Source organism: Streptosporangium sp. NPDC051022, from assembly GCF_040683035.1.
Taxonomy (GTDB): domain Bacteria; phylum Actinomycetota; class Actinomycetes; order Streptosporangiales; family Streptosporangiaceae; genus Streptosporangium.
In genome coordinates this window covers 152,482-177,310 of record NZ_JBFBCF010000022.1, presented here as the reverse complement: position 1 = coordinate 177,310, position 24,829 = coordinate 152,482, and the positions used below count along the sequence as shown (strand labels likewise).

The 24,829-nt window shown below is 69.5% G+C and carries 15 protein-coding genes and 1 pseudogene; 15 read left to right on the top strand and 1 reads right to left on the bottom strand.

What is annotated here, in order from left to right:
* The 15 genes and pseudogenes from AB0N02_RS30880 to AB0N02_RS30810 form a co-directional block, all read left to right on the top strand.
* Window positions 1-210: pseudogene (locus AB0N02_RS30880) on the top strand (hydrogenase expression protein HypE); the annotation flags it as partial.
* A 133-nt stretch (window positions 211-343) separates the two neighbouring features.
* Entirely contained in the window at window positions 344-2,161 is a 1,818-nt protein-coding gene (locus AB0N02_RS30875) for a nickel-dependent hydrogenase large subunit (RefSeq protein ID WP_363953574.1), read from the top strand.
* A gap of 47 nt (window positions 2,162-2,208) precedes the next feature.
* A complete protein-coding gene (locus AB0N02_RS30870; RefSeq protein WP_363953572.1) occupies window positions 2,209-2,772 on the top strand; it encodes a NifU family protein in 564 nt (187 codons plus the stop codon).
* On the top strand, window positions 2,769-3,440 hold the full coding sequence (locus AB0N02_RS30865; protein ID WP_363953570.1) for a DUF5947 family protein: 672 nt from the start codon (window positions 2,769-2,771) through the stop codon (window positions 3,438-3,440). The genes AB0N02_RS30870 and AB0N02_RS30865 overlap by 4 nt, the downstream gene beginning before the upstream one ends.
* Complete coding sequence (locus AB0N02_RS30860; RefSeq protein WP_363953568.1) at window positions 3,433-4,074, top strand: DUF6084 family protein; 642 nt, start codon at window positions 3,433-3,435, stop codon at window positions 4,072-4,074. Before AB0N02_RS30865 ends, AB0N02_RS30860 begins: the two co-directional genes overlap by 8 nt.
* The gene (locus AB0N02_RS30855) at window positions 4,071-5,456 is read left to right on the top strand and encodes a hypothetical protein (protein WP_363953566.1); all 1,386 of its coding nucleotides are present in this window, start codon (window positions 4,071-4,073) and stop codon (window positions 5,454-5,456) included. Before AB0N02_RS30860 ends, AB0N02_RS30855 begins: the two co-directional genes overlap by 4 nt.
* Entirely contained in the window at window positions 5,453-5,956 is a 504-nt protein-coding gene (locus tag AB0N02_RS30850; protein ID WP_363953564.1) for a hydrogenase maturation protease, read from the top strand. The genes AB0N02_RS30855 and AB0N02_RS30850 overlap by 4 nt, the downstream gene beginning before the upstream one ends.
* A gap of 197 nt (window positions 5,957-6,153) precedes the next feature.
* Window positions 6,154-6,546: a hydrogenase maturation nickel metallochaperone HypA gene (locus tag AB0N02_RS30845; RefSeq protein ID WP_363953562.1), complete on the top strand. Its 393-nt coding sequence runs from the start codon at window positions 6,154-6,156 to the stop codon at window positions 6,544-6,546.
* Complete coding sequence (locus AB0N02_RS30840; RefSeq protein ID WP_363953560.1) at window positions 6,521-6,772, top strand: HypC/HybG/HupF family hydrogenase formation chaperone; 252 nt, start codon at window positions 6,521-6,523, stop codon at window positions 6,770-6,772. Before AB0N02_RS30845 ends, AB0N02_RS30840 begins: the two co-directional genes overlap by 26 nt.
* A 6-nt stretch (window positions 6,773-6,778) precedes the next feature.
* Window positions 6,779-7,906, top strand: a complete 1,128-nt coding sequence (hypD, locus tag AB0N02_RS30835; RefSeq protein WP_363953558.1) for a hydrogenase formation protein HypD — start codon at window positions 6,779-6,781, stop codon at window positions 7,904-7,906.
* A 466-nt stretch (window positions 7,907-8,372) separates the two neighbouring features.
* Window positions 8,373-9,440, top strand: a complete 1,068-nt coding sequence (locus tag AB0N02_RS30830; RefSeq protein ID WP_363953590.1) for an ABC transporter substrate-binding protein — start codon at window positions 8,373-8,375, stop codon at window positions 9,438-9,440.
* A gap of 927 nt (window positions 9,441-10,367) precedes the next feature.
* Window positions 10,368-11,174 (top strand): sterol desaturase family protein, encoded by an 807-nt coding sequence (locus AB0N02_RS30825; protein WP_363953556.1) that lies wholly within the window; start codon window positions 10,368-10,370, stop codon window positions 11,172-11,174.
* A 154-nt stretch (window positions 11,175-11,328) separates the two neighbouring features.
* Window positions 11,329-20,754, top strand: coding sequence for an amino acid adenylation domain-containing protein (locus tag AB0N02_RS30820; RefSeq protein ID WP_363953554.1), 9,426 nt, complete (start codon window positions 11,329-11,331; stop codon window positions 20,752-20,754).
* The gene (locus AB0N02_RS30815) at window positions 20,744-22,411 is read left to right on the top strand and encodes an NAD(P)/FAD-dependent oxidoreductase (protein ID WP_363953552.1); all 1,668 of its coding nucleotides are present in this window, start codon (window positions 20,744-20,746) and stop codon (window positions 22,409-22,411) included. Before AB0N02_RS30820 ends, AB0N02_RS30815 begins: the two co-directional genes overlap by 11 nt.
* 11 nt (window positions 22,412-22,422) lie before the next feature.
* Window positions 22,423-24,183 carry an NAD(P)/FAD-dependent oxidoreductase gene (locus AB0N02_RS30810; protein ID WP_363953550.1) on the top strand — a complete coding sequence of 587 codons (1,761 nt, stop codon included), beginning with the start codon at window positions 22,423-22,425 and terminating at the stop codon, window positions 24,181-24,183.
* A gap of 31 nt (window positions 24,184-24,214) precedes the next feature.
* Here the strand turns inward: AB0N02_RS30810 and AB0N02_RS30805 are convergent, their stop codons facing one another.
* The gene (locus AB0N02_RS30805; RefSeq protein ID WP_363953548.1) at window positions 24,215-24,772 is read right to left on the bottom strand and encodes a TetR/AcrR family transcriptional regulator; all 558 of its coding nucleotides are present in this window, start codon (window positions 24,770-24,772) and stop codon (window positions 24,215-24,217) included.
* Window positions 24,773-24,829 lie beyond the last annotated feature (57 nt).

Sequence of the window (24,829 nt, the reverse complement as noted above, 5' to 3'; positions counted from 1 at the left end):
TGTATCGCGTGCACGATGCCGGGGTTTCCGGACAAGTTCATGCCGTTCATGGACGAGCCGCCGGGGGCGCGGATCTCCTCGGCGGCCAGTGCGGCTTACGGGGGGGTGGTGCGTACGTTGCGGGGCATCACGCTCAAGACGGTGGACAAGGAGCCGCGGTGGCGTCGGCGGGGGCGGGAGTTGCTGACCGGTTACCGGGCGCCCTGGTGAGAGCCGTGGCGGACCGGGCGACGGGCCCGGTGCTGAAGGACACAGCGAAGGACACAGCGAAGAACATGGCGAAAGCCATGGCGAACGAAGTGCTGAGCGCGGCGGAAGAAGTGCTGAAAGGAAGGGGGAGGACGTGACGACCTCACCGAAACACCGGGGATCGGCCCGCTCCGGCTCGCCGGGAGCCGACAGCGAACTGGTGGAGATGGCGTGGGACCCGATCACCCGGATCGTGGGCAGCCTGGGCATCTACACCAAAATCGACTTCAAGAACCGCCGCGTCGCCGAGTGCTACAGCACCTCGTCGATCTTCCGCGGCTACAGCATCTTCATGAAGGGCAAAGACCCCCGCGACGCCCACTTCATCACCAGCCGCATCTGCGGCATCTGCGGCGACAACCACGCCACCTGCTCGGTCTACACCCAGAACATGGCCTACGGCATCCGCCCCCCCGCCCTGGGCGAATGGATCGTCAACCTCGGCGAGGCCGCCGAATACATGTTCGACCACAACATCTACCAGGAAAACCTCGTCGGCGTCGACTACTGCGCCAAAATGGTCGCCGAGACCAACCCCGGCGTCCTCCGCCTGGCCGAACGCACCCAAAGTCCCCGCGCCGACCAGCACGGCTACAAAACCATCGCCGACATCATGCGCTCCCTCAACCCCCTGGAAGGCGACTTCTACCGCGAAGCCCTCCAGATGAGCCGCTTGACCCGCGAGATGTTCTGCCTCATGGAGGGCCGCCACGTCCACCCCTCCACCCTGTATCCCGGCGGGGTCGGCACGATCGCCACCGTGCAGCTGTTCACCGACTACCTGTCGCGGCTGATGCGGTACGTGGAATTCCTCAAACGCGTCGTGCCCATGCACGACGACCTGTTCGACTTCTTCTACGCCGCCCTGCCCGGCTACGAGGAAGTCGGCCGCCGCCGGGTCCTGCTGGGCTGCTGGGGCAGCTTCAACGACCCCGCCCACTGCGACTACACCTATCCGAACATGACCGACTGGGGACGGCGCATGTTCGTCACCCCCGGCATCGTCATCGACGGCCGCCTGCACACCACCGACCTGGTCGACATCAACCTCGGCATCCGCATCCTGCTGGGCAGCTCCTACTACGACGACTGGCAGGGCCAGGAACGCTTCGTCACCCACGACCCGCTGGGCAACCCCGTCGACGAACGCCACCCCTGGAACCAGCACACCATCCCCCACCCGCAAAAACGCGACTTCGACGGCAACTACAGCTGGGTGATGTCGCCCCGCTGGTTCGACGGCGACAACATGCTCGCCCTGGACACCGGCGGCGGCCCGATCGCCCGGCTGTGGGCCACCGCCCTGGCAGGCCTGGTCGACATCGGCTACGTGCAGGCCACCGGGCACAGCGTGCGCATCAACCTGCCCAAGACCGCCACCGTCGGCGAACGCACCTTCGAATGGAACATCCCCACCCTGAAGGGACAGCCGCTGTCGAACACCCTGGAACGCAACCGGGCCCGCACCTACTTCCAGGCCTACGCCGCCGCCTGCGCGCTGTACTTCGCCGAGCAGGGCCTGGCGGAGGTCCGCGCCGGCCGCACCCGCACCTGGGAGCCGTTCACCGTCCCCGACGAGGCGATCGGGTGCGGGTTCACCGAGGCGGTACGGGGGGTGCTGTCACACCACATGGTGATCCGCGGCGGCAAGATCGCCAACTATCACCCGTATCCGCCCACCCCGTGGAACGCCAGCGTGCGCGACCCCTACGGGACGCCGGGGCCGTATGAGGACGCGGTGCAGAACACGCCGATCTTCGAGGAGAACCCGCCCGAGCGTTTCAAGGGGATCGACATCATGCGTACCGTGCGCAGTTTCGATCCGTGCCTGCCGTGCGGGGTGCACATGTATCTCGGCGACGGCACCGAACTCCGCAAACTACACACCCCCCATGCCTTCAATGCCATGTGATCCGGCGCCGGGAAGCCGGGGAGAGCCGGGAAGGGAGACCTGGGCCGATGTCACGAGCCCATGACGTCCGGGCGGTCGGCGAGCGGGTCGAGGCGCTGCTGGCCGAGCCGGCCGCGTTCGGTGATCCGGCCGCCCGGGCCCGGGCCGAGGACCTGGTGCGGGCGCTGGTCGAGCTGTACGGCGCAGGCCTGGAACGGATCATGGAGATCGTCACCGAGGCCGGCGCCGGGCAGGTGCTGCGCGCGCTGACCGACGACGAGGTGGTGAGCGGGCTGCTGGTCCTGCACGACCTGCACCCGCTGGACATCGCCGAACGCGTCCGCCGGGCCCTGGAGGAGGTCCGCCCGCATCTGGGAGGCCACGCGGGCGATGTGGAGCTGGTCGGCGTCGGGGAGGACGACGTGGTGCGGCTGCGCCTGCGGAGCGAGGGCCATGCCTGCCCCTCCTCGCGGACCGTCGTGACCGAGGCCGTCGAGCGCGCCGTCATGCGGGCCGCCCCCGAGGCGTCCGGGGTGGCCGTCGAGACGGTGACGGCCGAGCGGCAGGCACCGCTGCTGCAGATCCAGCGCCGCCCGCCGGGATCCCGCCCGGTGCCGGAGGCGATCCCGTGACGACCACCGGGCTGCGACGGTTCCGGCGGCCCTCAGGACCGCCGGAGACGGCCGAGCGGGCGCGGTGCGAGCTGTGCGGTGAACAGGCGGGCGCCGGGCACGGCCACGTCGCGCACACCGGGAACCGGGCGCTGCTGTGCGCGTGCCGCCCCTGCTACCTGCTGTTCACCCACGACGGAGCCGCCCGGACCGTCCGGGACGGAGCCGCGGAACGGCGCTACCGCGCGGTTCCGGACCGCTACCTGTGTGTCCCGTCCTTCCGGATGACCTCGGCCGACTGGGACGATCTGCAGATCCCCGTCCGGACCGCGTTCTTCTTCCACAACTCCGCCCTCGGCCGGACCGTCGCCTTCTACCCGAGCCCCGCGGGAGCCACCGAGTCCCTTCTCCCGTTGGGGACCTGGGAACGCGTCGTCGAGGCCAACCCGATGCTGGCCGACGCCCACCCCGACGTGGAGGCGCTCCTGGTGGACCGGCACCCGGAGGGGGACTTCACCTGCCACCTGGTGCCGATCGACGCCTGCTACGAGCTCGTCGGCCTGGTACGGCTGCGCTGGAAGGGCTTCGGCGGCGGCCAGGAGCTCCGGGACGCCGTGGACGCCTTCCTCGACGGCCTGGGCCGTCGCGGTCACGCGATGTACGAGGGAGAGGACGGCGGCGGTGAATGAGCTCCACTTCGAGTGCCTGGGGGCGCGGGCGGAGCCCCACGCGGCCTTCCCGACGCTGACCTTCCGGCTGCGCGTCACCGAACCGTCCCTCGACGGGGTGCATACCGTCGCGCTGCGCTGCCAGATCCGCCTGGAACCGCACCTGCGGAGGTACGGCCCCGCGGAGGCCGAACTGCTCGGAGACCTGTTCGGGGAACCCTCCCGCTGGGGCGAGACGCTCAAACCCCTGCAGTTCGCCAACGTCTCGGTCATGATCCCCGCGTTCCGGGGGGTCACCGAGGTCGATGTCCCGGTGCCCTGCAGCTACGACCTGGAGGTGGCCGCCGGCAAGTACTTCGCCGCCCTGGAGGAGGGCGAGATCCCGCTGATCCTGCTCTTCAGCGGCACCGTGTTCGCCAGGTCGGAGGGCGGTTTCACGGTGGGACAGGTGCCGTGGCACTGCGAGGCCCGCCACCGCCTGCCGGTGGCCGTCTGGCACGAGCTGATGGACCTCTACTTCCCGGAGAGCGGGTGGCTGCGGCTGCGTACCGACACCCTGCGCGCCCTGCGCCGCTTCAAGTCCGAACGCGCCCTGGCCACCTGGGACGAGGCCGTGGCGACGCTGCTGGACCAGGCCCGGGAGGCGGCCCGATGAGCACGCCGATGGAGATCGCCCGCAGGGTGGCCGACGCCGTGCTGTACGAGGGCTACCTGCTCTACCCCTACCGCGCCTCCGCCGCCAAGAACCGGGTGCGCTGGCAGTTCGGGGTGCTGGTCCCGCCCGCCTACACGGCCACCGCCGAACCGTCGGCGAACATGACCGAATGCCTGCTCGAACGGGCCGAGAGCGCCTCGGTCCGCCTCTGCCTGCGGTTCCTCCACGTCAGGGCCCGCGGCGTCGAGCGCGCCGAAGGCGGCGGGTACCGCCCCGTCGACAGGCTGACGAGCGGTGGGACCACCTACCTCACCTTCGACGAGGCGACCGAACGCGAGGTGGAGGCGGTGCTGGAGCTGGAGGCCCTGCTCGGCGGGGAGCGGACGGTCGAGGTTCACATCCCCGGCGACCGGTCCGCCGAGCCGATCCCGGCGTCGCCCGGCGAGCCCGGAGGGCGCGTGGTGTTCCGGCACCTGCCGTTGCGGGCGGTGCTCCGGGCGCGGGCCGAGCGGATCGCCGGGCCGTACGGCCTGATCCGGTTGCGCGTCCGGGTGGAGAACACCGTGGACGGGCAGCGGCCGGACGCTCCGCGCGAGGACGCGCTGCGGCGCTCGCTGGTGTCGGCGCATCTGATCATCGAGGCGGACGGCGGGGCCTTCGTCTCCCTGACCGACCCTCCCGAATGGGCCAGGCCGGTCGCCGACGACTGCCGCAACGAGCACACCTGGCCGGTGCTGATCGGCGAGCCCGGGCACCGCGACGTGGTGCTGTCGTCGCCCATCATCCTGCCCGACCATCCGGACGTCGCGCCGGAGAGCCCGGGAGACCTGTTCGACTGCACCGAGATCGACGAGATCCTCCACCTGCGCACGCTCACCCTCACCGACGAGGAGACCCTGGAGGCGCGCGCGACCGACTCCCGGGCGGCCCGGCTCATCGACATGGTCGGCGACATGCCGCCCGAAATGGTGGAGCGGCTCCACGGTGCGATCCGCTACCTGGGCGAGCCGGCCCGGCCCGCCGCTCCCACGCCCTGGTGGGACCCCGGGGCCGACTCCGAGGTCTCCCCGGAGACCGACAGCGTGTTCGTCGAGGGGGTGCCGGTAGCCAAGGGCAGCAGGGTCCGCCTCGTGCCCGGCAGCCGCAGGGCCGACGCCCACGACATGTTCCTGATCGGCAGGATCGCCCTGGTCGAGGCCGTGCTGTCCGACCTGGACGGGGCACAGCACCTGGCAGTCACCCTGGAGGAGGACCCGGGGGCCGACCTCCACCGCTCGCACGGCCGCTTCCTGTACTTCGCCCCCGACGAGGTCGAACCGCTGGAGCCGTTCGCCGGTTCCGGCGATCCCGGCGGTCTCCCGGACGGGGAGGCCATCGCATGAGGATCCTCGTGGCGGGCATCGGGAACCTCTTCCTCGGCGACGACGGCTTCGGCGTCGCGGTGGCCAGGCGCCTGGCCGGGAGGGGCCTTCCCGAGGGAGTCGTCGTGAACGACTTCGGCATCCGGGGCGTGCATCTCGCCTACGAGCTCACCGGCGGCGGCCACGATCTCACGATCCTCGTCGACGCCGTCTCGCGCGGCGGCCCGCCCGGCACGCTGTACGTGATCGAGCCGGCGGCCGCCGAGGGCCCCGTCCCCTTCCTCGACGCCCACGCGATGACGCCCGAGACGGTCCTGGCACTGGCGGGCACGCTCGGCGGCGTGAACGGCGGGGTGCTGCTCGTGGGCTGCGAACCCGCCGACCTCTCGCCGGGCATGGAACTGAGCGGGCCGGTCGCCCGGGCCGTGGGCCCCGCGGCGGGCCTGGTCCTGGAACTGGTCGAGCAACAGATCGCGACGGCGCCGGTCGCCGTCGGCCGCAAGGAGGAACGGTCATGCTGAAACGCCTGGTCATCGTGGCGCTGGTGGTGGGGGCAGGGGTGCTGGTCTACCAGACCCTGCCCGATGTCAAACGCTATCTGCGGATGAGGAGGATGTGACGACTCCGGCCCTTCCGAGGGCTCGGCACGGGCCGCGGCACGCGGCCCGTGCCGTCACGTCACACGAAGCCGGACAACCCGAACGGGGGAGAAACAGTCATGCATGAATTCGGGATCGCCGAGGCGATCCTCACCGCGGTGGAGAAGCGGGCCGAAGGCCGGAGGGTACAGCGGGCACGGGTGCGCGCGGGCGCCATGCTCCGCATCACGGAACCGGTGATCAACCAGGCGTTCACCATGGTCGCCGAGGGGTCACCGGCGGAGGGGGCGCAGGTGGACCTGGTCATCGTCCCCGTGCAGCTCGTCTGCCGCTCCTGCGGTCAGACGGCGGCGTCGGCCGACCCGTTCGTCACCTGCCCCGAGTGCGGGGGCACCGACATCGAAACCGAGGGGGGCGACGATCTCGTCCTCGAGTCCATCCAGCTGGCGGAGGCCACCAATGTGTCTGGGAATTCCCGGCGAGATCGTGGAAATCCTGTCGGACCGTCCTGACCTGGCGATGGTCGACGTGAGCGGGGTACGGCGGGCCATCAACATCGGCCTGCTCGAGAACGAACCGCTGGAGCCGGGCGAGTGGATTCTCATCCACGTCGGCTTCGCCCTGTCGAAGATCGACGAGGTGGAGGCGAAGGCGGCGCTCGACTTCCTGGAGAGCATCGGCCAGGCCTACGAGGACGAGATCGAGGCCCTCCGAGAATCCATGATCGAGAAAGGGTGAGGCGCGGTGCGTTTCGTCGACGAGTATCGCGACGCGGGCAAGGCGAGGACGCTCGCCGCGCGGATCGCCGGGCTGTGCGAGCCGGATCGCGCCTACAAGTTCATGGAGGTGTGCGGCGGTCACACGCATACGATCTACAAACACGGCCTTGAGGACTACCTGCCCGGGACCGTCACCCTGGTGCACGGTCCCGGCTGTCCCGTCTGCGTCATCCCGATGGGCCGGATCGACGACGCGCTCCACATCGCCGAACAGCCCGGCGTGATCATGACGTCGTTCGGCGACATGATGCGGGTGCCCGGCGGCCGCGGCTCGTTCCTGGACGCCAAGGCGCGCGGGGCGGACATCCGCATGGTGTACTCGCCGCTGGACGCCCTCAAGATCGCCCGGCAGAACCCGGACCGGCGCGTGGTGTTCATGGCGATCGGGTTCGAGACCACGGCGCCCTCGACGGCCATGACGGTCCTGCGCGCGGCGGCCGAGGGCGTGGAGAACTTCTCGATCTTCTGCAACCACGTCACGATCATCCCCGCGATCAAGGCCATCCTGGACTCTCCCGATCTGCGCCTCGACGGGTTCATCGGCCCCGGCCACGTCTCGGCGGTGATCGGCTGCCGGCCGTACGGGTTCATCGCCCGCGACTACGGCAAGCCGCTCGTCGTCACGGGATTCGAACCGCTGGACGTGCTGAGTTCGGTTCACCGGATCCTGACGCAGCTGGCGGAGGGCCGTTCGGAGGTCGAGAACCAGTACTCCCGGGTGGTGCCCTGGGACGGCAACGCCAAGGCTCTGGCGGTCATCAACGAGGTGATGGAGCTGCGCCCCTACTTCGAGTGGCGTGGCCTGGGCTTCATCTCCCACTCGGCGCTGGGCGTGCGGGAGCGGTACGCCGCCTTCGACGCCGAGCGGATCTTCGAGATCCCCGGCGGCAGGGTGGCCGATCCGAAGGCCTGCCAGTGCGGCGAGGTGCTCAAGGGCGTGCTCAAGCCATGGGAGTGCAAGGTGTTCGGCACGGCCTGCACGCCTGAGACCCCGATCGGCACCTGCATGGTCTCCTCGGAGGGGGCCTGCGCGGCCTACTACAACTTCGGCCGGTTCTCGCGCGAACGGGTCAAGGAGGCCACCCGGAGCTGACCTCCTCCCGTCGGCTTCTCCCTCCCCGTCTCCCCCCGCTCTCCCTCCGGACAGGCGATCGAAAAGGAGCCGGAACCCGGGAGGGCACCGGGCCGCGCCTGTGCCCGCCCGACACTCCCACGCCGTGATCGCCGGGCGGGCCGGCGGAGGCCTCCCGGCGGCTTCTGCCGAAGATCGCCTTCGGCGTCGCCCGTGCCGTCCGCACGCCGGCCGGAGATCCCGCCGGGAACAAGCCGGCAATCCGGAATTCGGGGAGGATTTCCGTTTCGAACTCGCCGGGGAATCCGATGGGGTCGGCCGTTTCGGGATATTTGTACTCTCTTGCTTTTTTGCTTTTCCCCTCCCTGAGAATGACTTTTAACGTTACCATGCTTTCGTGTGCCTGGCTTTACGTAAATGACCCTACGGGGCCTTGAGCTGCGGAGACGTGTCTCCGGTCGACTTCGCCGGTTTAGTGGAGCGTCGCATGTGTCGACTGTTTTGTGCACTTACGGTGGTGCTTTTGGCGATAAGTGCGTGCGCTTCGCAGAAATCCGTGACGTCCGGAAATGTGCTGGGTGCCGCGTGTGCGAATCACGCGCAAGTAATTAATTCATCAACAATCCCTCCGGAAACAACCGAAATCACCGTCGGATCCATGCCGATTCCCGACACGGCGGCGCTCGAGATAGCCATGGACTGCGGCTTCTTCGCCAGTGAGGGGCTGAAGGTCAGGAAAGAGATCATCCAGGGGACGGGGGCCGCCATCCCGGATCTCAAGGCGGGTCACCTGCAGTTCTGCCTGCTGAGCCACGTCACCGCGCTCGCCGCGCAGAGCAGCGGGGTGGTCGATCTCAGATACGTCGCCGACGCCTACCAGGCGGCCCCGGAAACCTTCCTGCTCATGGTGCCCAAGGACTCCACGGTGCGCGGGCCCGCCGACCTGCGCGGCCGGAGCGTGGCCGTGACCACCCTCAAGAGCGTCGGGACCCTCACCACCGAGGTCGCGCTCAAGGCCGGCGGTCTGACGGCGGCCGACGTGAAGATGATCGAGATGCCCCTGCCGAACATGCCCGCCGCGCTCCAGGCGGGCACCGTCTCCGCGGCCTGGCTGACCGAGCCCTTCATCACCGCGGCGAAGCGGCAGGGCGCGAGGGCGATCGCCGATGTGATGACCGGTCCGACGGACCGCTTTCCGGTCGCCGGATACGGGACGACCGCCATGTTCGCCGAACGCAACCCCGAGATCGTGGCCGCCTTCCAGCGGGCGATCACCGCGGGCCAGCAGATCGCGGCGAGCGGCCGCGAGGTGATCACGAAGATCCTCCCCGTTTACACCAGGATCAGCCCCCAGGACGCCGAGCGGGTCACGCTGGGCGGCTATCCGGTGACGCTTGATCCTGCGAGGCTGGAGCGGGTCGCCGCACTGCTGCGGGAGTACGGCTACACCGACCGGCCGGTCGACATCGGGCCGATGCTCCGGCTGCTGCCGGCGGGGACGCCGAAAGCGACACCGGCCGGGCACCGGGCGGGAGTGACACCCACCGGACGCTGAGGCCGGGGGCGCTCCAGGGGAGGCGGACGTCCGCCGTCCCGGCCGCCCCGCCTTGTCTGGTCCTGTGCCATCTCGTTCCGCCGAGCCCGGTACCACCCCGCTCGTGCCGGCGCGGCGGTCGCCGGGCCCCCGCCCCGTGGGGGTGCTCGCGAGGTGCCCGCACGGGATCCGGGGCGGTGGACCCGGTTAGCGCGATGCTCGAATTGCTTTTTTGGAAATCCGAAGATGGGGCTTACCGGATGATAAGTGTGTATTGTCCGGGTTGGTGGTAAATGGCAAAGTTCACACGGTGTTTCCATAATCGACATTGCCTAAATTCGTACATGACCTACTATCTGTCAATCAAAGTTCCGGCGAAGTGCGCCGTTGAACGGGTTGTGGTCCGAGGCAATCCCTCCTTCTCTGTGTCCGTAAAGAACGGTGCTTACTGGGGGGTTGACTATTAGTTGCTTCCACATCGAAAATATGCTTCTTGGCGTGTTGATTCCGCCAGACACCTGTGATTACGTCTGATCATCGAGCGATGCGGGGGCAGATTGTCAAATTGTCTGTGCGTGTAGTAATTCCCAGATGCCTGAAGCCGCACTGGGCGCGTTGCCCTCGGGGTGCCCCGCCGACATCGGGGCCTTGGTGGGCAAATGACCTGGTCAGAGGCGATCCCCCGGGAAGGGGAGTGGCGCGATAGGGGACTGCGGGGGGTCGTTTTCGCGTGCCGCCGACCGCCGCCGCGGTTTCCGAATCCGCCATTGTCCTGGCCTTCGTGTGCCTGTTCGAGACTTCCTTAGATGGGGGCGTGGCATGGATATTTCATCCGGATATACACCGCAACGGCGGCGAGAATTAGCTGGCTTCACGTTCTCGGTACGTCCCTTCCTGTGCCGAATCGCGTATCCTATCCTGCTTGTTGCGGTCGTCTCGGTGGCCGTGGTGACATTGCGTTACCATTTGGACTTCGGGCAGGTCAGCTTCTTTTTTATGGTCGGTACGGTCACCTATCTGACGGTGCTCGAAAGGGTGATTCCCTATGAACGTAACTGGCATCCGGACCGTGGCGAATGGGGCTGGTATGGTGTTTACTTCCTGCTGACCATGGTCGCCAGCGGCCTGGCGCAACTGCCGGTGATGGCCGTCGTCGGCGCCCTGGCGCTGCCCACCCCGATGATCCCGATGTGGGCGGAGGTCCCGTCCGCCCTGCTGCTCGGCTCGCTGGCCAGCTATCTGGTGCACCGCCTGGGGCACACCAACCCCTGGTTGTGGCGCCTGCACGGCGTCCACCACGTGCCGGAGAAGGTCAACGTCGCCAACAACGGTGTCAACCACATCTTCGATGTCCTGCTCGCGCAGAGCGTCGTCCAGCTGAGCCTGGCGCTGATCGGTTTCTCACAGGGGTCCGTCTTCGCGGTCGGCCTCTTCATCATCGCCCAGGGCTACTTCGTCCACGCCAACATCGACGTCCGCATCGGCTGGCTCAACTACGTCTTCGCGAGCCCCGAGCAGCACCGCCTCCACCACAGCACCGACCTGTCCGAGGCCGGTCACTACAGCTCCGACCTGTCGATCTGGGACTGGATGTTCGGCAGTTTCACCTGGCGACCGGGGCGCAGGCCGGTCATGGTCGGGCTGCAGGATCCCGCGTCGTTCCCCAAGACCGGTGCCGTCGTGTCCACCTTCCTGCACCCCTGGCGCCGTGCGTCTCCGGCACGGTCGACGGGGGCCGGCGGACAGCCCGCCTGACCGGCGGACCGGCACCTCCAGCAGACACGCCGAGCACACGCGTTCCCGCGCGCCCGGCCGGCGTGTGCGACAACGCGTCCTCACAACGCGCCCATCACCCCCCACCTCTTTCCCCTCCCATGCTCGCGCGGCAGCGCCATGACACAAGGAATCAATGGTGACGGACTTAACTAACGCTACTCTCCGTGACAAGATAGCGATCATCGGTATCGGCTGCCGATTCCCCGGCGGCGCGTCCGACCACCGCGCGTTCTGGCAGAACCTGATCGACGGCAAGGACTGCATCACCCCGACGCCGGCCGACCGATACGACGTCACGACGCTCGGCAGCCGGGACAAGGCCAAGCCGGGCAGGCTGGTCGGGGGGCGCGGTGGCTACATCGACGGCTTCGACGAGTTCGACCCGGCCTTCTTCGGCATCAGCCCGCGCGAGGCCGACCACATGGACCCGCAGCAGCGCAAGCTGCTGGAGGTGGCGTGGGAGGCGCTCGAGGACGGCGGGCAGAAGCCCGCGGAGCTGGCGGGGCTCGACGTCGGCGTGTTCGTCGGCGCCTTCACACTGGACTACAAGATCCTCCAGTTCGCCGACCTCAGCTTCGAGACACTGGCCGCGCACACCGCGACCGGCACCATGATGACGATGGTCTCCAACCGCATCTCGTACTGCTTCGACTTCCGCGGTCCCAGCGTCTCGATCGACACCGCGTGCAGTTCGTCACTGGTGGCCGTGCACCTGGCATGCCAGAGTCTCGCCCGCGGCGAGAGCAGCCTCGCGCTCGCCGGAGGAACGCTGCTGCACATGACGCCGCAGTACACCATCGCCGAGACGAAGGGCGGTTTCCTGTCCTCCGAGGGGCGCTCCCGCACCTTCGACGCCTCGGCCAACGGCTACGTGCGCGCCGAAGGCGTCGGCGTGGTCGCGCTCAAGCGTCTGGAGGACGCCCTGCGCGACGGCGACCCGATCCACGCGGTGATCGTCGGCAGCGGGGTCAACCAGGACGGCCGTACCAACGGCATCACCGTGCCGAACCCGGACGCCCAGGTCAGCCTCATCGAGCGGGTGTGCGCCGAGGCGGGCGTCGAACCCGGCAGCCTGCAGTACATGGAGGCGCACGGCACCTCGACGCCGGTCGGCGACCCGATCGAGGCCAGGGCGCTCGGCCGCGCGCTGTCGATCGGCCGCAGGCCCGGCGCCAAGTGCTACGTCGGCTCGGTCAAGACGAACATCGGGCACACCGAGTCGGCGGCCGGCATCGCCGGTCTGATCAAGACCGCCCTGGCGCTCAAGCACCGGAAGATCCCGCCGCACATCAATCTCGAACAGATCAACCCCGACATCGACCTGGCGGCGATGCCGTACGAGATTCCGACGCGGCCGACCGACTGGCCCGAGCACGAGGGGCCCGCGCGCGCCGGAGTGAACTCCTTCGGCTTCGGCGGCACCAACGCGCACGTCGTGCTGGAGGAGGCGCCGCGGCACCAGAGCGCCGATCCGGCGGCGCCCGTGAAGTCCGGATACAACATCCTGCCGCTCACCGCGCGAGACCCGGAGGCGCTTCCCGAGCTGGTCAGGGGCATCAGGGAGGAGCTCGCCCGCGACAACGGCTCGACCGTCTCGCTGTCCGACATCGGCCACACGCTGGCCCGCCGCCGTCAGCACCTGGAGTCGCGTCTGTCGGTCGTGTACTCCTCCCGCGAGTCGCTCGACGAGCGCCTCGCCGAGTACCTCCGCGGCGAGGCCGGTCCCCACGTGCTGCAGGACCAGTGGCGCGACGAGCGGCACAGCCGCCTGGTCTGGGTCTTCACCGGCATGGGGCCGCAGTGGTGGGCCATGGGGCGTCAGCTGTTCGAGAACGAACCGGTCTACCGCGAGGCGGTCGAGGAGTGCGACCGGGAGATCCACAAGCTCACCGGCTGGTCGCTGATCGAGGAGATGAACGCCGACGAGGCCGACTCCGACATGGGCGAGACCTGGCTGGCGCAGCCGGCGAACTTCGCCGTGCAGGTCGGCCTGGCGGCGATGTGGCGCGCGCATGGGGTGCGCCCCGACGCCGTGGTCGGGCACAGCACCGGTGAGGTCGCGGCGTTCTACGAGGCCGGGGTCTACACCCTGCAGGACGCGGTCAAGGTCGTCGTGCACCGCAGCCGGCTGCAGCAGAAGCTGGTCGGCACCGGCACCATGCTCGCGGTGAGCCTGACCGAGGCCGAGGCGGTGCGCCGCGTGCTGCCCTACGGCGACCGCGTCTCGATCGCCGCCGTCAACAGCCCGACCGCGATCACCCTCGCCGGGGACGAGGACGCGCTCGCGCAGCTCGCCGACGAACTGCGGGCCGAGCAGATCTTCGCCAAGTTCCTCACCGTGCGCGTGCCCTACCACAGCGCGCGCATGGAAGAGATCAAGGACGAGCTGCTGTCCTCGCTGGCCGGGCTGGAGCCGCAGGCCGCGCGGGTGCCGCTCTACCTGACCGGTCAGGAGGGACTCGCGCACGGCACCGAGCTGGACGCGGACTACTGGTGGCGCAACGTCCGTGACAGCGTCCGTTTCCGCGCCGCGATCGACCGCATCGCCGACGACGGCTACGGCCTGTTCCTGGAGATCGGCCCGCACCCCGTGCTCGGCCACTCGATCCGCGAGTGCCTCGACGCCAGGGAGATCGAGGGGACGACGCTGCCCTCGATCCGCCGTCAGGAGGACGAGACGGCGCGCTTCACCATGTCCCTGGCCGCCCTGCACAACCTGGGCGTCGACATCGCCTGGGAGGTGCTGCACCCGGGCGGCGGGCCGGTGCCGCTGCCGCGCTACCCGTGGAAGCGCGACCGCTACTGGGCGGAGCCCGGACCCGTCGAGCAGGTCAGGCTCGGCCGGCGCGACCATCCGCTGCTGGGCCGCCGCATGTCCACCGCCGAGCCCACCTGGGAGGCCAGGCTCGACACCGAGTCGATGCCGTACCTCGACGACCACCGGATCCAGGGCAACGCGCTGTTCCCGGCGGCGGGCTACCTGGAGATGGCGACGCAGGCGGTGCGGGCGATGACCGGCGGGACCGAGGCGGCCCTGGCCGACATCGAGCTGCGCAAGGCGCTGTTCCTGCCCGAAGGGGAGGCCAAGACGGTACAGCTGTCGTTCTCATCGGAGGGCGCCGCCTTCACCGTCGCCACGCCGTCGGGCAACGCCCAGGACGGCGGTGCGCAGGACAGGGTCGTGCACGCCGGAGGCGTGGTGCGCGCGGGCCAGCAGCGCAGGCTCAATCCCCCCCTCGACGCCGAGGCGATCAAGGCGCGCGGCGAACGCCACCTCGACGGCGCCGCGTGCTACGCGGCGCTGGCGGACATGGGCTACCACTACGGTCCGGCCTTCCAGGGCATCGAGGAGGTGTGGATCGGCCCCGGCGAGGCGCTCGCCCGCATCCGGCCGCCCGAGGTCATCGGCGACGACGCCGCCCGCCACCACTTCCACCCGGTGCTGCTCGACTCCTGCTTCCAGTCGCTGCTGACGCCGCTGATCCTGCACAGGAGCACCGATTCGCGGGACTCCGGCATCCGCCTGCCGCTGTCGATCGAGGAGGTGCGCGTCGGACCCGTCGGCGACAGGCCGTTCTGGGTGCACGCGACCGTCGTACGGCGCGACGGCGACGAGCTGATCGGCGACATCGCCGTGTACGGCGACGACGGCGCATCGCTCGGCCGGATCAGCGGGTTCCGCGCGGCCGACGTCGAGAAGGCGTCGACGGCGGTCGGCCGGGGCACGATCGACGGCTGGCTGGCCGAGGTGACCTGGGTCGACAGGACCTTCGAGGCGCCCGACGCGGCGGAGGGCGAAGACTCGCGGGACACGGTCGCCACGGCTCCGGCCGCGGACGCCGCCGGAGACTGGCTGATCTTCGCCGACGCCCACGGGGTCGGCGACGAGCTCGCGGAGCTGGTCACCGCGCGGGGCGGGCGCTGCCACATCGTGCGTCCCGGCCGCGACTACCGCACCAGGCGCGAGGATAGAGAGTCGACGGTCGTGCCGGGCTCCGTCGAGGACCTCCGGCGGTTGTTCGCCGACCTGGGAGCGGACGGCGCCCCGGTCGGCACCGTCGTGCACCTGTGGAACCTCGACCTGCCGCGGATCGACGCGACGGACCGGAGCCGGATCGGCGAGCACAACAGCCTCGGCACCTACTCGCTGATCGCGCTCGCCCAGTCGCCGCTGGCCGAGCAGACCGGCGGCAGGCTGTACGTCGTCACGCGCGGAACGCAGGCCGTGGCCGCGGGCGACGCGGTCGAGCCGCTGGGCGCGCCCGCCTGGGGCCTCGGCCGGGTGCTGTGGTACCAGGAGCTGCTCGCCCACCGCGGCAAGCTGATCGACCTCGACCCGGCCGGCGGCGACGCCCCGGCACGCCGGGCCGAGGCCGAGGCGCTGCTGCGCGAAGTGCTGGTGGACGACGAGGACGAGATCGCCCTGCGCGGCGAGCGCCGCTACACCAGCAGGCTCGCCCAGGCCACCGACCTCACCCGCCCGCTGCCGCTGCGGCTGCGCGCCGACGGCAGCTACCTGGTGACCGGCGCGTTCGGCGCGCTCGGCAGGCTGCTGTGCCGTACCCTCGTCGCGCGGGGCGCGCGCAGGCTCATCCTCGTGGGCCGCAGCAGGCTGCCCGAACGCGACAAGTGGCGTGACAGCGACCCGGAGACCACGACCGGCCGCAACGTGCGCTTCGTCAAGGAGCTGGAGGCGCTCGGCGCCCAGACGATCCTGGCGCCGCTCGACATCACCGACGAGGCGGCCCTGACCGCGTGGCTCGAGGACTACCGGCGCAGCGACTCGCCGCCGATCCGCGGCGTCTTCCACCTCGCGGGCCATGTCCGCGACACGCTGGTCCCGGAGATGGACCGGCAGACCTTCGACGCCGTGCACGACCCCAAGGTCGTCGGCGCCTACCTGCTCCACCACCTCCTGCGCGACGAACCCCTCGACCACTTCGTGCTGTTCGCCTCGATCGCCGCGCTGCTGACGACCGCGGGCCAGACCAACTACGCGGCGGGCAACGCCTTCCTGGACGCGCTGGCACACCACCGGCGCGCCCGTGGCCTGCCCGCGCTGAGCATCGACTGGGGGCCGTGGGCGACGGGCATGATCGAGGAGCTCGGGCTGATCGACCACTACCGCAACAGCCGGGGGATGAGCTCGCTGCCTCCGGACGCGGGCATGGCCGTGCTCGAACGCGTCATCGGCCAGGACCGGGCCCAGCTGATGGTCGCGACGGTCGTCGACTGGCCGGTCTTCATGTCCTGGTACGCCTCCCCGCCGCCGCTGGTGACCGAACTGGCCGCCGCCGCGGACGGACCCGCCTCCGCCGAGGGCGGCGGGTTCCTCGACACCTTCCGCGCCGCCGACGAGGAGGGGCGCAGGCTGCTGGTGGCCGAGCGGTTCACCGCGCTGGTCGCCGCCGTGCTGCGCGTCAAGACGGAGCAGGTCGATCCGGAGGGCAGCCTCAACGTGCTGGGGCTCGACTCCCTGCTGGCGATGGAGCTGCGCGCCCGGGTCAACACCGAGCTCAGGGTCGCGCTGCCGGTGGTCGCCCTGCTGAGCGGTACCTCCGTCGGTGAGCTGATCGCCCAGCTGTACGACGGCCTGACCGTCCTGGTGGCGGCCGACACGGGCGAGGGCGCCGACACCGCGGCGGTCGAGGTGTTCGAGGACGAGCACGAGCATCCCCTGACCCAGAACCAGAAGGCGCTGTGGTTCCTCAAGCAGCTCAACCCCGACGGGTTCGCCTACAACATCGGTGGCGCGGTCGAGGTGCGGGTCGAGCTCGACCCCGAGCTGATGTTCGACGCCGTCCGCGCCCTGATCGAGCGCCATCCCAGCCTGCGGGCCAACTTCACGCTCCAGGACGGGCACGCCTTCCAGCGGATCTCACCCGAGCTCAAGGAGGACATCGCGCTGTTCGACGTCCAGGACGTGGAATGGGACGACGTCTACCAGATGATCATCCGTGAGTACCGCAAGCCCTACGACCTCGAGCGGGACCCGCTGGTCCGTTTCCGCCTGTTCAAGCGCGGCCGCGACCGCTGGGTGATCATGAAGGCCGTTCACCACATCATCTCCGACGCCATCTCGACGTTCACCTTCATCGAGGAACTGCTGGCGATCTACGAAGGGCTGCGCCAGGGCCACCGGGTCGACCTTCCGCCGATCGCCGCGACCTACCTGGACTTCCTCAACTGGCAGAACCGGTTCCTGGCCGGCCCCGACGCGCAGCGGATGCTCGGCTACTGGCAGGACCACCTGCCCGCCGAGGTGCCGGTGCTCAGCCTGCCCATCGACAAGCCCCGCCCGGTCGTGCAGACCCACAACGGCGCCTCCGAGTTCTTCGTGCTCGACACCGAGCTCAGCGCACGCGTCCACGCGCTGGCCCGCGAGCACAACGTCACCGTGTTCATGGTGCTGCTGAGCGCCTACTACCTCCTGCTGCACCGTTACTCGGGACAGGACGACATCATCGTCGGCAGCCCGGTGACGGGCCGTACCGAGAAGGAGTTCGCCTCCGTCTACGGCTACTTCGTCAACCCGCTGCCGCTGCACGTGAACCTGGCGGGCACCCCCTCGGTGGCCGAACTGCTGGCGCAGGTGCACACCACCGTGCTCAACGGCCTGGACAACCAGGAGTACCCGTTCGTGCTGCTGGTGGAGAAGCTGGGCCTGCAGCACGACCCGAGCCGCTCGGCGGTGTTCCAGGCGATGTTCATCCTGCTCGCCCACAAGGTCGCCACCGAGAAGTACGGCTACCGCCTGGAGTACATCGAGCTGCCCGAGGAGGAGGGGCAGTTCGACCTCACGCTGTCGGCCTACGAGGACGAGGCGGAGCAGCGCTTCCACTGCGTGTTCAAGTACAACACCGACCTGTTCCTGCCCGAGACGACGCGGCGGCTGGCCTCGCACTACGTCAACCTTCTCGAGGAGCTGACCCGCGCGGCCGCCGAGCAGCCGGTCACCCGCCTGGAGCTGCTCTCCTCCTCCGAGCGCGAGCACATCCTCGACACCTGGAGCGGGGCCGACCGGCGCGCCCCCCACGACCGGCCGGTGCACGAGCTGATCGTCGAGGCCGCGGCCGCCTACCCCGACGCGATCGCCGTGTCGGCGCCGTCGGAGACGGGGGAGACCAGGCGGCTGACCTACGCCGAGCTCGACAGCCGCTCCCACGCGCTGGCGCGCAGACTGCGCGGGCTGGGCGTCCGCGACGGCGCGGTGGTCGCGCTGTGCCTGGACAAGTCCCCCGAGCTGATCGTCACCCTGCTGGCGGTGCTCAGGGCGGGCGGCGCCTACCTGCCGCTCGACCCCGAATACCCCGCCGACCGCCTGGCCTACATGGTGAGCAATGCCGGGGCCGCGCTCGTCGTCGTCGACGAGTCCAGCCGCGAGCGCCTGGCCGGGCTGACGGACGGCGTGCTGACCCTGGAGGAGCTGCACCGCGCGGCCGACACGGAGGCCGACACGGAGAGGGACGGGGACGACCTCCCGGACCTGGCCGACCCGGACGCCCCCGCCTACGTCATCTACACCTCGGGCTCGACCGGAAGGCCCAAGGCCGTGCGGGTCAGCCACCGCAACCTCGCCTCGGTCTACGCCGCCTGGCGTCAGGAGTACCGCCTCGACCACGACGTCCGCGTGCACCTGCAGATGGCGAGCTTCTCCTTCGACGTCTTCACCGGCGACCTGGTCCGCGCGCTGTGCTCGGGCGGCACCCTGGTCCTGGTCCGCCGTGAGCTGCTGTTCGACACCGCGCGCCTGTACCGGACGATGCTCGCCGAACGCGTCGACTGCGGCGAGTTCGTGCCCGCGATCGTCCGCGGTCTGATGACCTACTGCGAGCGGGAGGGCGAGCGCCTGAACTTCATGCGCCTGCTGATCGTCGGCTCGGACGCCTGGAAGGTCGAGGAGTACCAGCGCCTGCGCGGCCTGTGCGGCCCGAAGACGCGCCTGGTCAACTCTTACGGCCTCAGCGAGGCCACCATCGACAGCACCTACTTCGAAGGCCCGGCGGACGGGCTGGAGCCGAGCCAGATGGTGCCGATCGGGCGGCCGTTCCCCAACAGCGCGCTCTACATCCTCGACGAGCACGGTGAGCCGGTGCCGCCGGGCGTGCCGGGCGAGCTGTGGGTCGGCGGCGACGGTGTCGCGGCGGGCTACGCCGGCGACCCCGAGCAGACCGCGCACCGCTTCGTCACCTCGACGCTCAGCCGCGAGCCCGGCGCCGAGCCGGTGCGCCTCTACCGCACCGGAGACCTCGCCCGCTGGGACGCCCACGGCGGCGTGCGGCTTCTCGGCCGTGTCGACGCGCAGATCAAGGTCCGCGGCCACCGCATCGAGATCGGCGAGATCGAGACCCAGCTGGCGGCCTGGCCGACGCTGGCGCAGGCGGTGGTCACGGTCGGCACGGACGCGCGCGGCGACACCGCGCTGTGCGCCTACTGCGTGCCCGCGGCGGGCGCGGTCCTGGACTGGCGCGAGCTACGCAGGCACCTGGCCGGCTACCTGCCGACCTTCATGATCCCGTCCTACTTCGTCGAGCTGCCCGAGCTGCCGCTGACGCCCAACGGCAAGGTGGACGTCGCCGCGCTGCCCGCGCCGGCGACCGCGGCGGCGGAGCAGGCCTACGAGCCCCCGGTGACGCTCTACGAGATGCGCATGGCCGAGCACTGGAAGTCTCTCCTCGGCCTGGAGCAGGTCGGACTGCAGCACGACTTCTTCGAGGTCGGCGGCAGCTCGATCAAGCTGATCGAGCTCATCTACCGGCTCCAGGGGGAGTTCAACATCACCATCCCCGTCAGCCACCTGTTCAAGGTCACGACCCTGCACGGCATGGCCAAGACGGTCGAGCACATCATCACCGGCCGGCTCGCGGGCGCGCAGCCGTACCTGTGGTTCAACTCCGACCAGGAGAAGACGATCTTCTGCTTCCCGCCCGCGGGCGGCCACGGTCTGGTCTACCGGCAGTTCGCCGTCCACCTTCCGGAGTACCGGTTCGCCGCGTTCAACTACGTGGCCGGTGACGACAAGGTGGCGCGCTACGCCGACCTGATCGAGTCCGTCCAGCCGGAGGGCCCCTGCGACCTGCTCGGCTACTCGCTCGGCGGCAACCTCGCCTTCGAGGTGGCCAAGGAGCTCCAGCGGCGCGGGCGCGAGGTGCCGAACGTGGTCATCATGGACTCCTACCGCATCTCCGAGTCCTTCCAGCTGGGAGAGGAGCACCTGAAGATCTTCGAACGCGAGCTGAGCGAGCACCTGCTCAGGCACACCGGCTCGGAGATCGTCGCCGAGGAGACGCTCGGCCAGGCCAGGGAGTACATCGACTTCTGCAGCCGCACGCCGAACCTCGGTGTGGTCGCCGCCACGGTCAGCGTGATCTCCGACGAGGAGAAGGTGGCCTTCTACGCCGAGGCCGCGAGCGGCGCCTGGCACGGCAGCTCGGCCGCGCGCACCCCGGTGTTCCGCGGCTTCGGCACGCACGCCGAGATGCTCGACCAGGACTACATCGCGCTCAACGCCAACCTGGTGCGCGACATCCTGGTGGGAGGCGGCGCGCATGTCGCGTGAGGTCGACCAGACCTGGAGCACCCGTGACCGTTCGCCCGGCGGCAAGCCCCGCGTGCTGATCGTCGGCGCGGGCGTCGCGGGGATGTCCACCGGCTGCTACGCGCAGATGAGCGGGATGGACACCCTCATCCTCGAACGGCACGTCCTGCCCGGAGGCTGCTGTACGGCCTGGGCACGCGAGGGCTACATCTTCGACTACTGCATCGAATGGCTGATCGGCACCGCCCCCGGCAACGACGCCAACCAGGTGTGGCGGGAACTCGGCGCGCTCGACGGCAAGACGATCATGAACTTCGAGATGTTCAACAAGGTCACCGACGACAGTGGCCGGTCGGTGACCTTCTACAACGACCCCGACCGGCTGGAGCGGCACCTGCTGCAGCTCTCACCGGCCGACGCCCCGCTGATCCGGTCGTTCTGCCGTGACCTGCGGCGGTTCGTCGACATCGACCTGTATCCGTTCCTGAAACCGGCGCCGCTGCAGTCGGCGAGGGAGAAGATCAAGACTCTGCGCACGGTCGTCCCGGCGTTCCGCCTGTTCTGGCGCACCGCGGCGACGCAGATGCACACCTTCGCCGACAGGTTCCAGGACCCGCTGCTGCGCAAGGCGTTCCGCAACATCTTCTTCCAGGATCCCGAGAACTTCCCGGTGCTGCCGTTCCTGTTCAACATGGCCAGCGCCCACAACGGCAACGCCGGGTTCCCGCAGGGCGGGTCGCTGGGGCTGTCGCGATCGATCGAGGAGCGCTACACCTCGCTGGGCGGGGAGATCGTCTACCGGGCGCGCGCCGACCGGATCCTGGTCGAGGACGACCGCGCGGTCGGGGTCGAGCTCAGAGACGGTAGGCGCTACTACGCCGATCACGTCGTGTCGGCCTGCGACGGTCACACCACGGTCTACGGGCTGCTGGACGGCAAGTACACCGGTCCAAGAATCGACAAACTCTACGACGACATGCTGAACCGGCCGGGCATCCTGTTCCCGGCCGTCGTGTCGGCCTTCGTCGGGATCGAGGGCGACTTCGACCCCGGCGACGCGCACAGCACGACCTACCTGCTGACGGAGGAGGAGGGCGCCGAGTTGCCGGGCGCGCTGCAGAACAGCCTGGTGGTGCAGCTGCGTTCCCGCTACTCCGACGGCTTCGCGCCGCCGGGCAAGTCGGTGATCCACTGCACCTACTTCAGCGATTTCGCCTACTGGAAGACGCTGCGCGCGACCGACCGCAAGGAGTACTGGGCGCAGAAGCGCAGGGTCGCCGACTTCGTGCGGGGTTTCCTCGCGCGACGTTATCCGGGCCTCGGCGAGCGCATCGACCTGGTCGACGTGGCCTCGCCGGCGACGACCAAGCGCTACACCGGCAACTTCAACGGCAGCATTCTCGCCTGGAAGGCCTTCTCCGACGCCGACGACCTGGCGACCGAGCTGATCAACAAGGACCGCATGCGGCTACCCGGCCTGCGCAACTTCTCCATGGCGGGTCAGTGGGTCGGCATGGGCGGCCTGATCCGGGCCGCGTCGACCGGCCGTTTCGTCGTCCAGTACCTGTGCCAGGAGCTGGGACTGGAGTTCAAGGCCTGGGAGAGCCGCAACCACGAAATCTGGCACCGCGACAAGTTGGGGCATATGCCGCAACTCGACAAGCGGCCCGTGCGGTAGGCGGCCACCAGGTGAACACCAAGGAGAACAACGACGTGTCACGGTCGGACCGGACCAGAGAAACGATGATCATCATCGGCGCCGGCCTCGGTGGCCTGTCCACCGGCTGCTACGCGCAGATGAACGGATACAAGACCCAGATCTTCGAGATGCACGAGATCCCCGGCGGCTGCTGCACGGCCTGGGAGCGGGGCGACTTCACGCTCGACTGCTGCATCAGCTGGCTGCTCGGCAACGGGCCGGGCAACGAGATGCACCAGATCTGGCTCGAACTCGGCGCGCTGCAGGGCAAGCAGATGCGGCACTTCGACGTGTTCAACATCGTGCGCGGGCGGGACGGCCGGGCCGTCTACTTCTACTCCGACCCGGACCGGCTCCAGGCGCACCTGACGGACATCTCACCCGCCGACGCCAAACTGATCCGGAGCTTCTGCGACGGCCTGCGCGCCTTCAGGAAGTGTCTGGCCGTCTATCCCTTCCTCAAGCCGGTCGGCCTGATGGGGCGGCTCGAGCGCTGGCGGATGCTGGCCTCCTTCGTCCCGCACTTCAACGTCATCCGCAAGTCGATGGCCGTACTGATGACCGAATACTCGGCGAGGTTCAAGGATCCGCTGCTGCGGGAGGCGTTCAACTTCATCCTCTACGAGAAGCACGCGGCGTTCCCGGTCCTGCCGTTCTACTTCCAGCTGGCCTCGCACGCGAACCTCTCCGCGGGGGTGCCCGAGGGCGGTTCGCTCGGCCTGTCCAAGTCCATCGAGCAGCGCTACCTGCGGCTCGGCGGGAAGGTGACCTACAACGCCAAGGTCGAGGAGGTGCTGGTCGAGAACGACCGCGCGGTGGGCGTACGGCTCACCGACGGCCGCGAGTTCCGCTCCGACATCGTGGTCTCGGCCGCCGACGGGCACACCACGATGACGAAGTTCCTCAAAGGCCGCTATCTCAACGAGGCGTACCAGCGCCTGTACACCGAGACCATCGAGGAACCGGGCATGGTCTTCCCCGGCTACTTCTGCCTCTTCCTCGGCCTGCGGCGCCCCTTCCCCGAGGGGGACCCCTGCACGACGTACCTGCTCACCGACGCCGAGGCGGCCGAGCTGACCGGCATCCGCCACCCGAGCATCAACGTGCAGTTCCGCAGCATGCACTACCCCGAGCTGTCGCCCCAGGGCAGCACGGTGGTCTACGCGACCTACTTCTGCGACATCGCCCCCTGGCGCGCCCTCGTCGAGGGGCCGGAGCAGGTCACCCGCAGGCACAAGGGGGAGGAGGTGCACACCATGCCGGTACGGCGGGGGCGCGAGTACTCCGCGGCCAAACGCCGGGCCCGGCTCGCGCTCATGGACTTCCTGGAACGGCGCTTTCCGGGAATCAAGGACGAGGTCGCCGTACGCGACGTGTCGACCCCGCTCACCCAGGTCCGCTACACCGGCAACTACGACGGGACCGTGCTCGGCTGGCAGCCGTTCGTGGAGAGCGGCGAGACCCTGGAGGAACTCGTCAAGAAGCACGGGCCGGGGCTGCCGGGGCTGGAGAACTTCTACCAGTCGGGCGTGTGGGCGACGACGGGCGGCCTGATCCGCGCCGCCGCGGCGGGCCGGCACGTCATGCAGTTCGTCTGCCATGACGACCGCAAGACGTTCACGGCCAGCATCGACGACACGGCGCCGCCGCCCACCCACCTCGTCATCCCGGTGGGGCCGTCGCCCCGGCGGGCCGACGTCGTGGAGCGGCCGCTGAGGCAGACCGTCCCCAGCGGGACGGGACGTTCCTGAAAGAAGCAGGCGGGACGCCGCCGGGGACCGGTCACACCCTCCCCGGCGGCGCCTCCAGGAGGGTGGCGGCGATCTCGCGGGCCCGCTCGGCGGGGCCGGGGGAGCGCTCGCGCAGCGCGGTGACGATGGCGCCGTCCATGAGCATGACGAACCGCGGGGCGAGCGCGGCGGGATCGCGGTGTCCCGCCGCGGACAGCAGCGACTCCACATAGCCGGTCACCCGGGCCTTGTGGCCGGCGGCGACCCGGTGGGCCGGGCTGCCGGGGTCGGCCGCCTCGATCATCGTGTTGATGAACGCGCAGCCGCGGAAGTCGGCGCGGGCGAACCGTTCCGCGAGCGCGTCGAAGACCGCCAGCGGCTCGCCGCCGTGCGCGGCGACCCGTTCGGCCAGCCACTCGCGCCACCGCAGGTCGCGGCGTTCGAGCACGGCCACCACCAGGTCGTCCTTGCTCGGGAAGTGCCGGTAGAACGAGGCGCGGCCGACCTTGGAGGCGGTCAGGATCTGCTCCACGCCGACGGCTCGGACGCCCTGGGCGTAGAAGAGCTCCTCGGCGGTGTCCATCAGGCGTTCACGGGCTCGGGTCGGCACGTGACCGATTCTATCCGTCGTTGACGTAAATGGAACCGATCGGTACCGTCTTAAAAC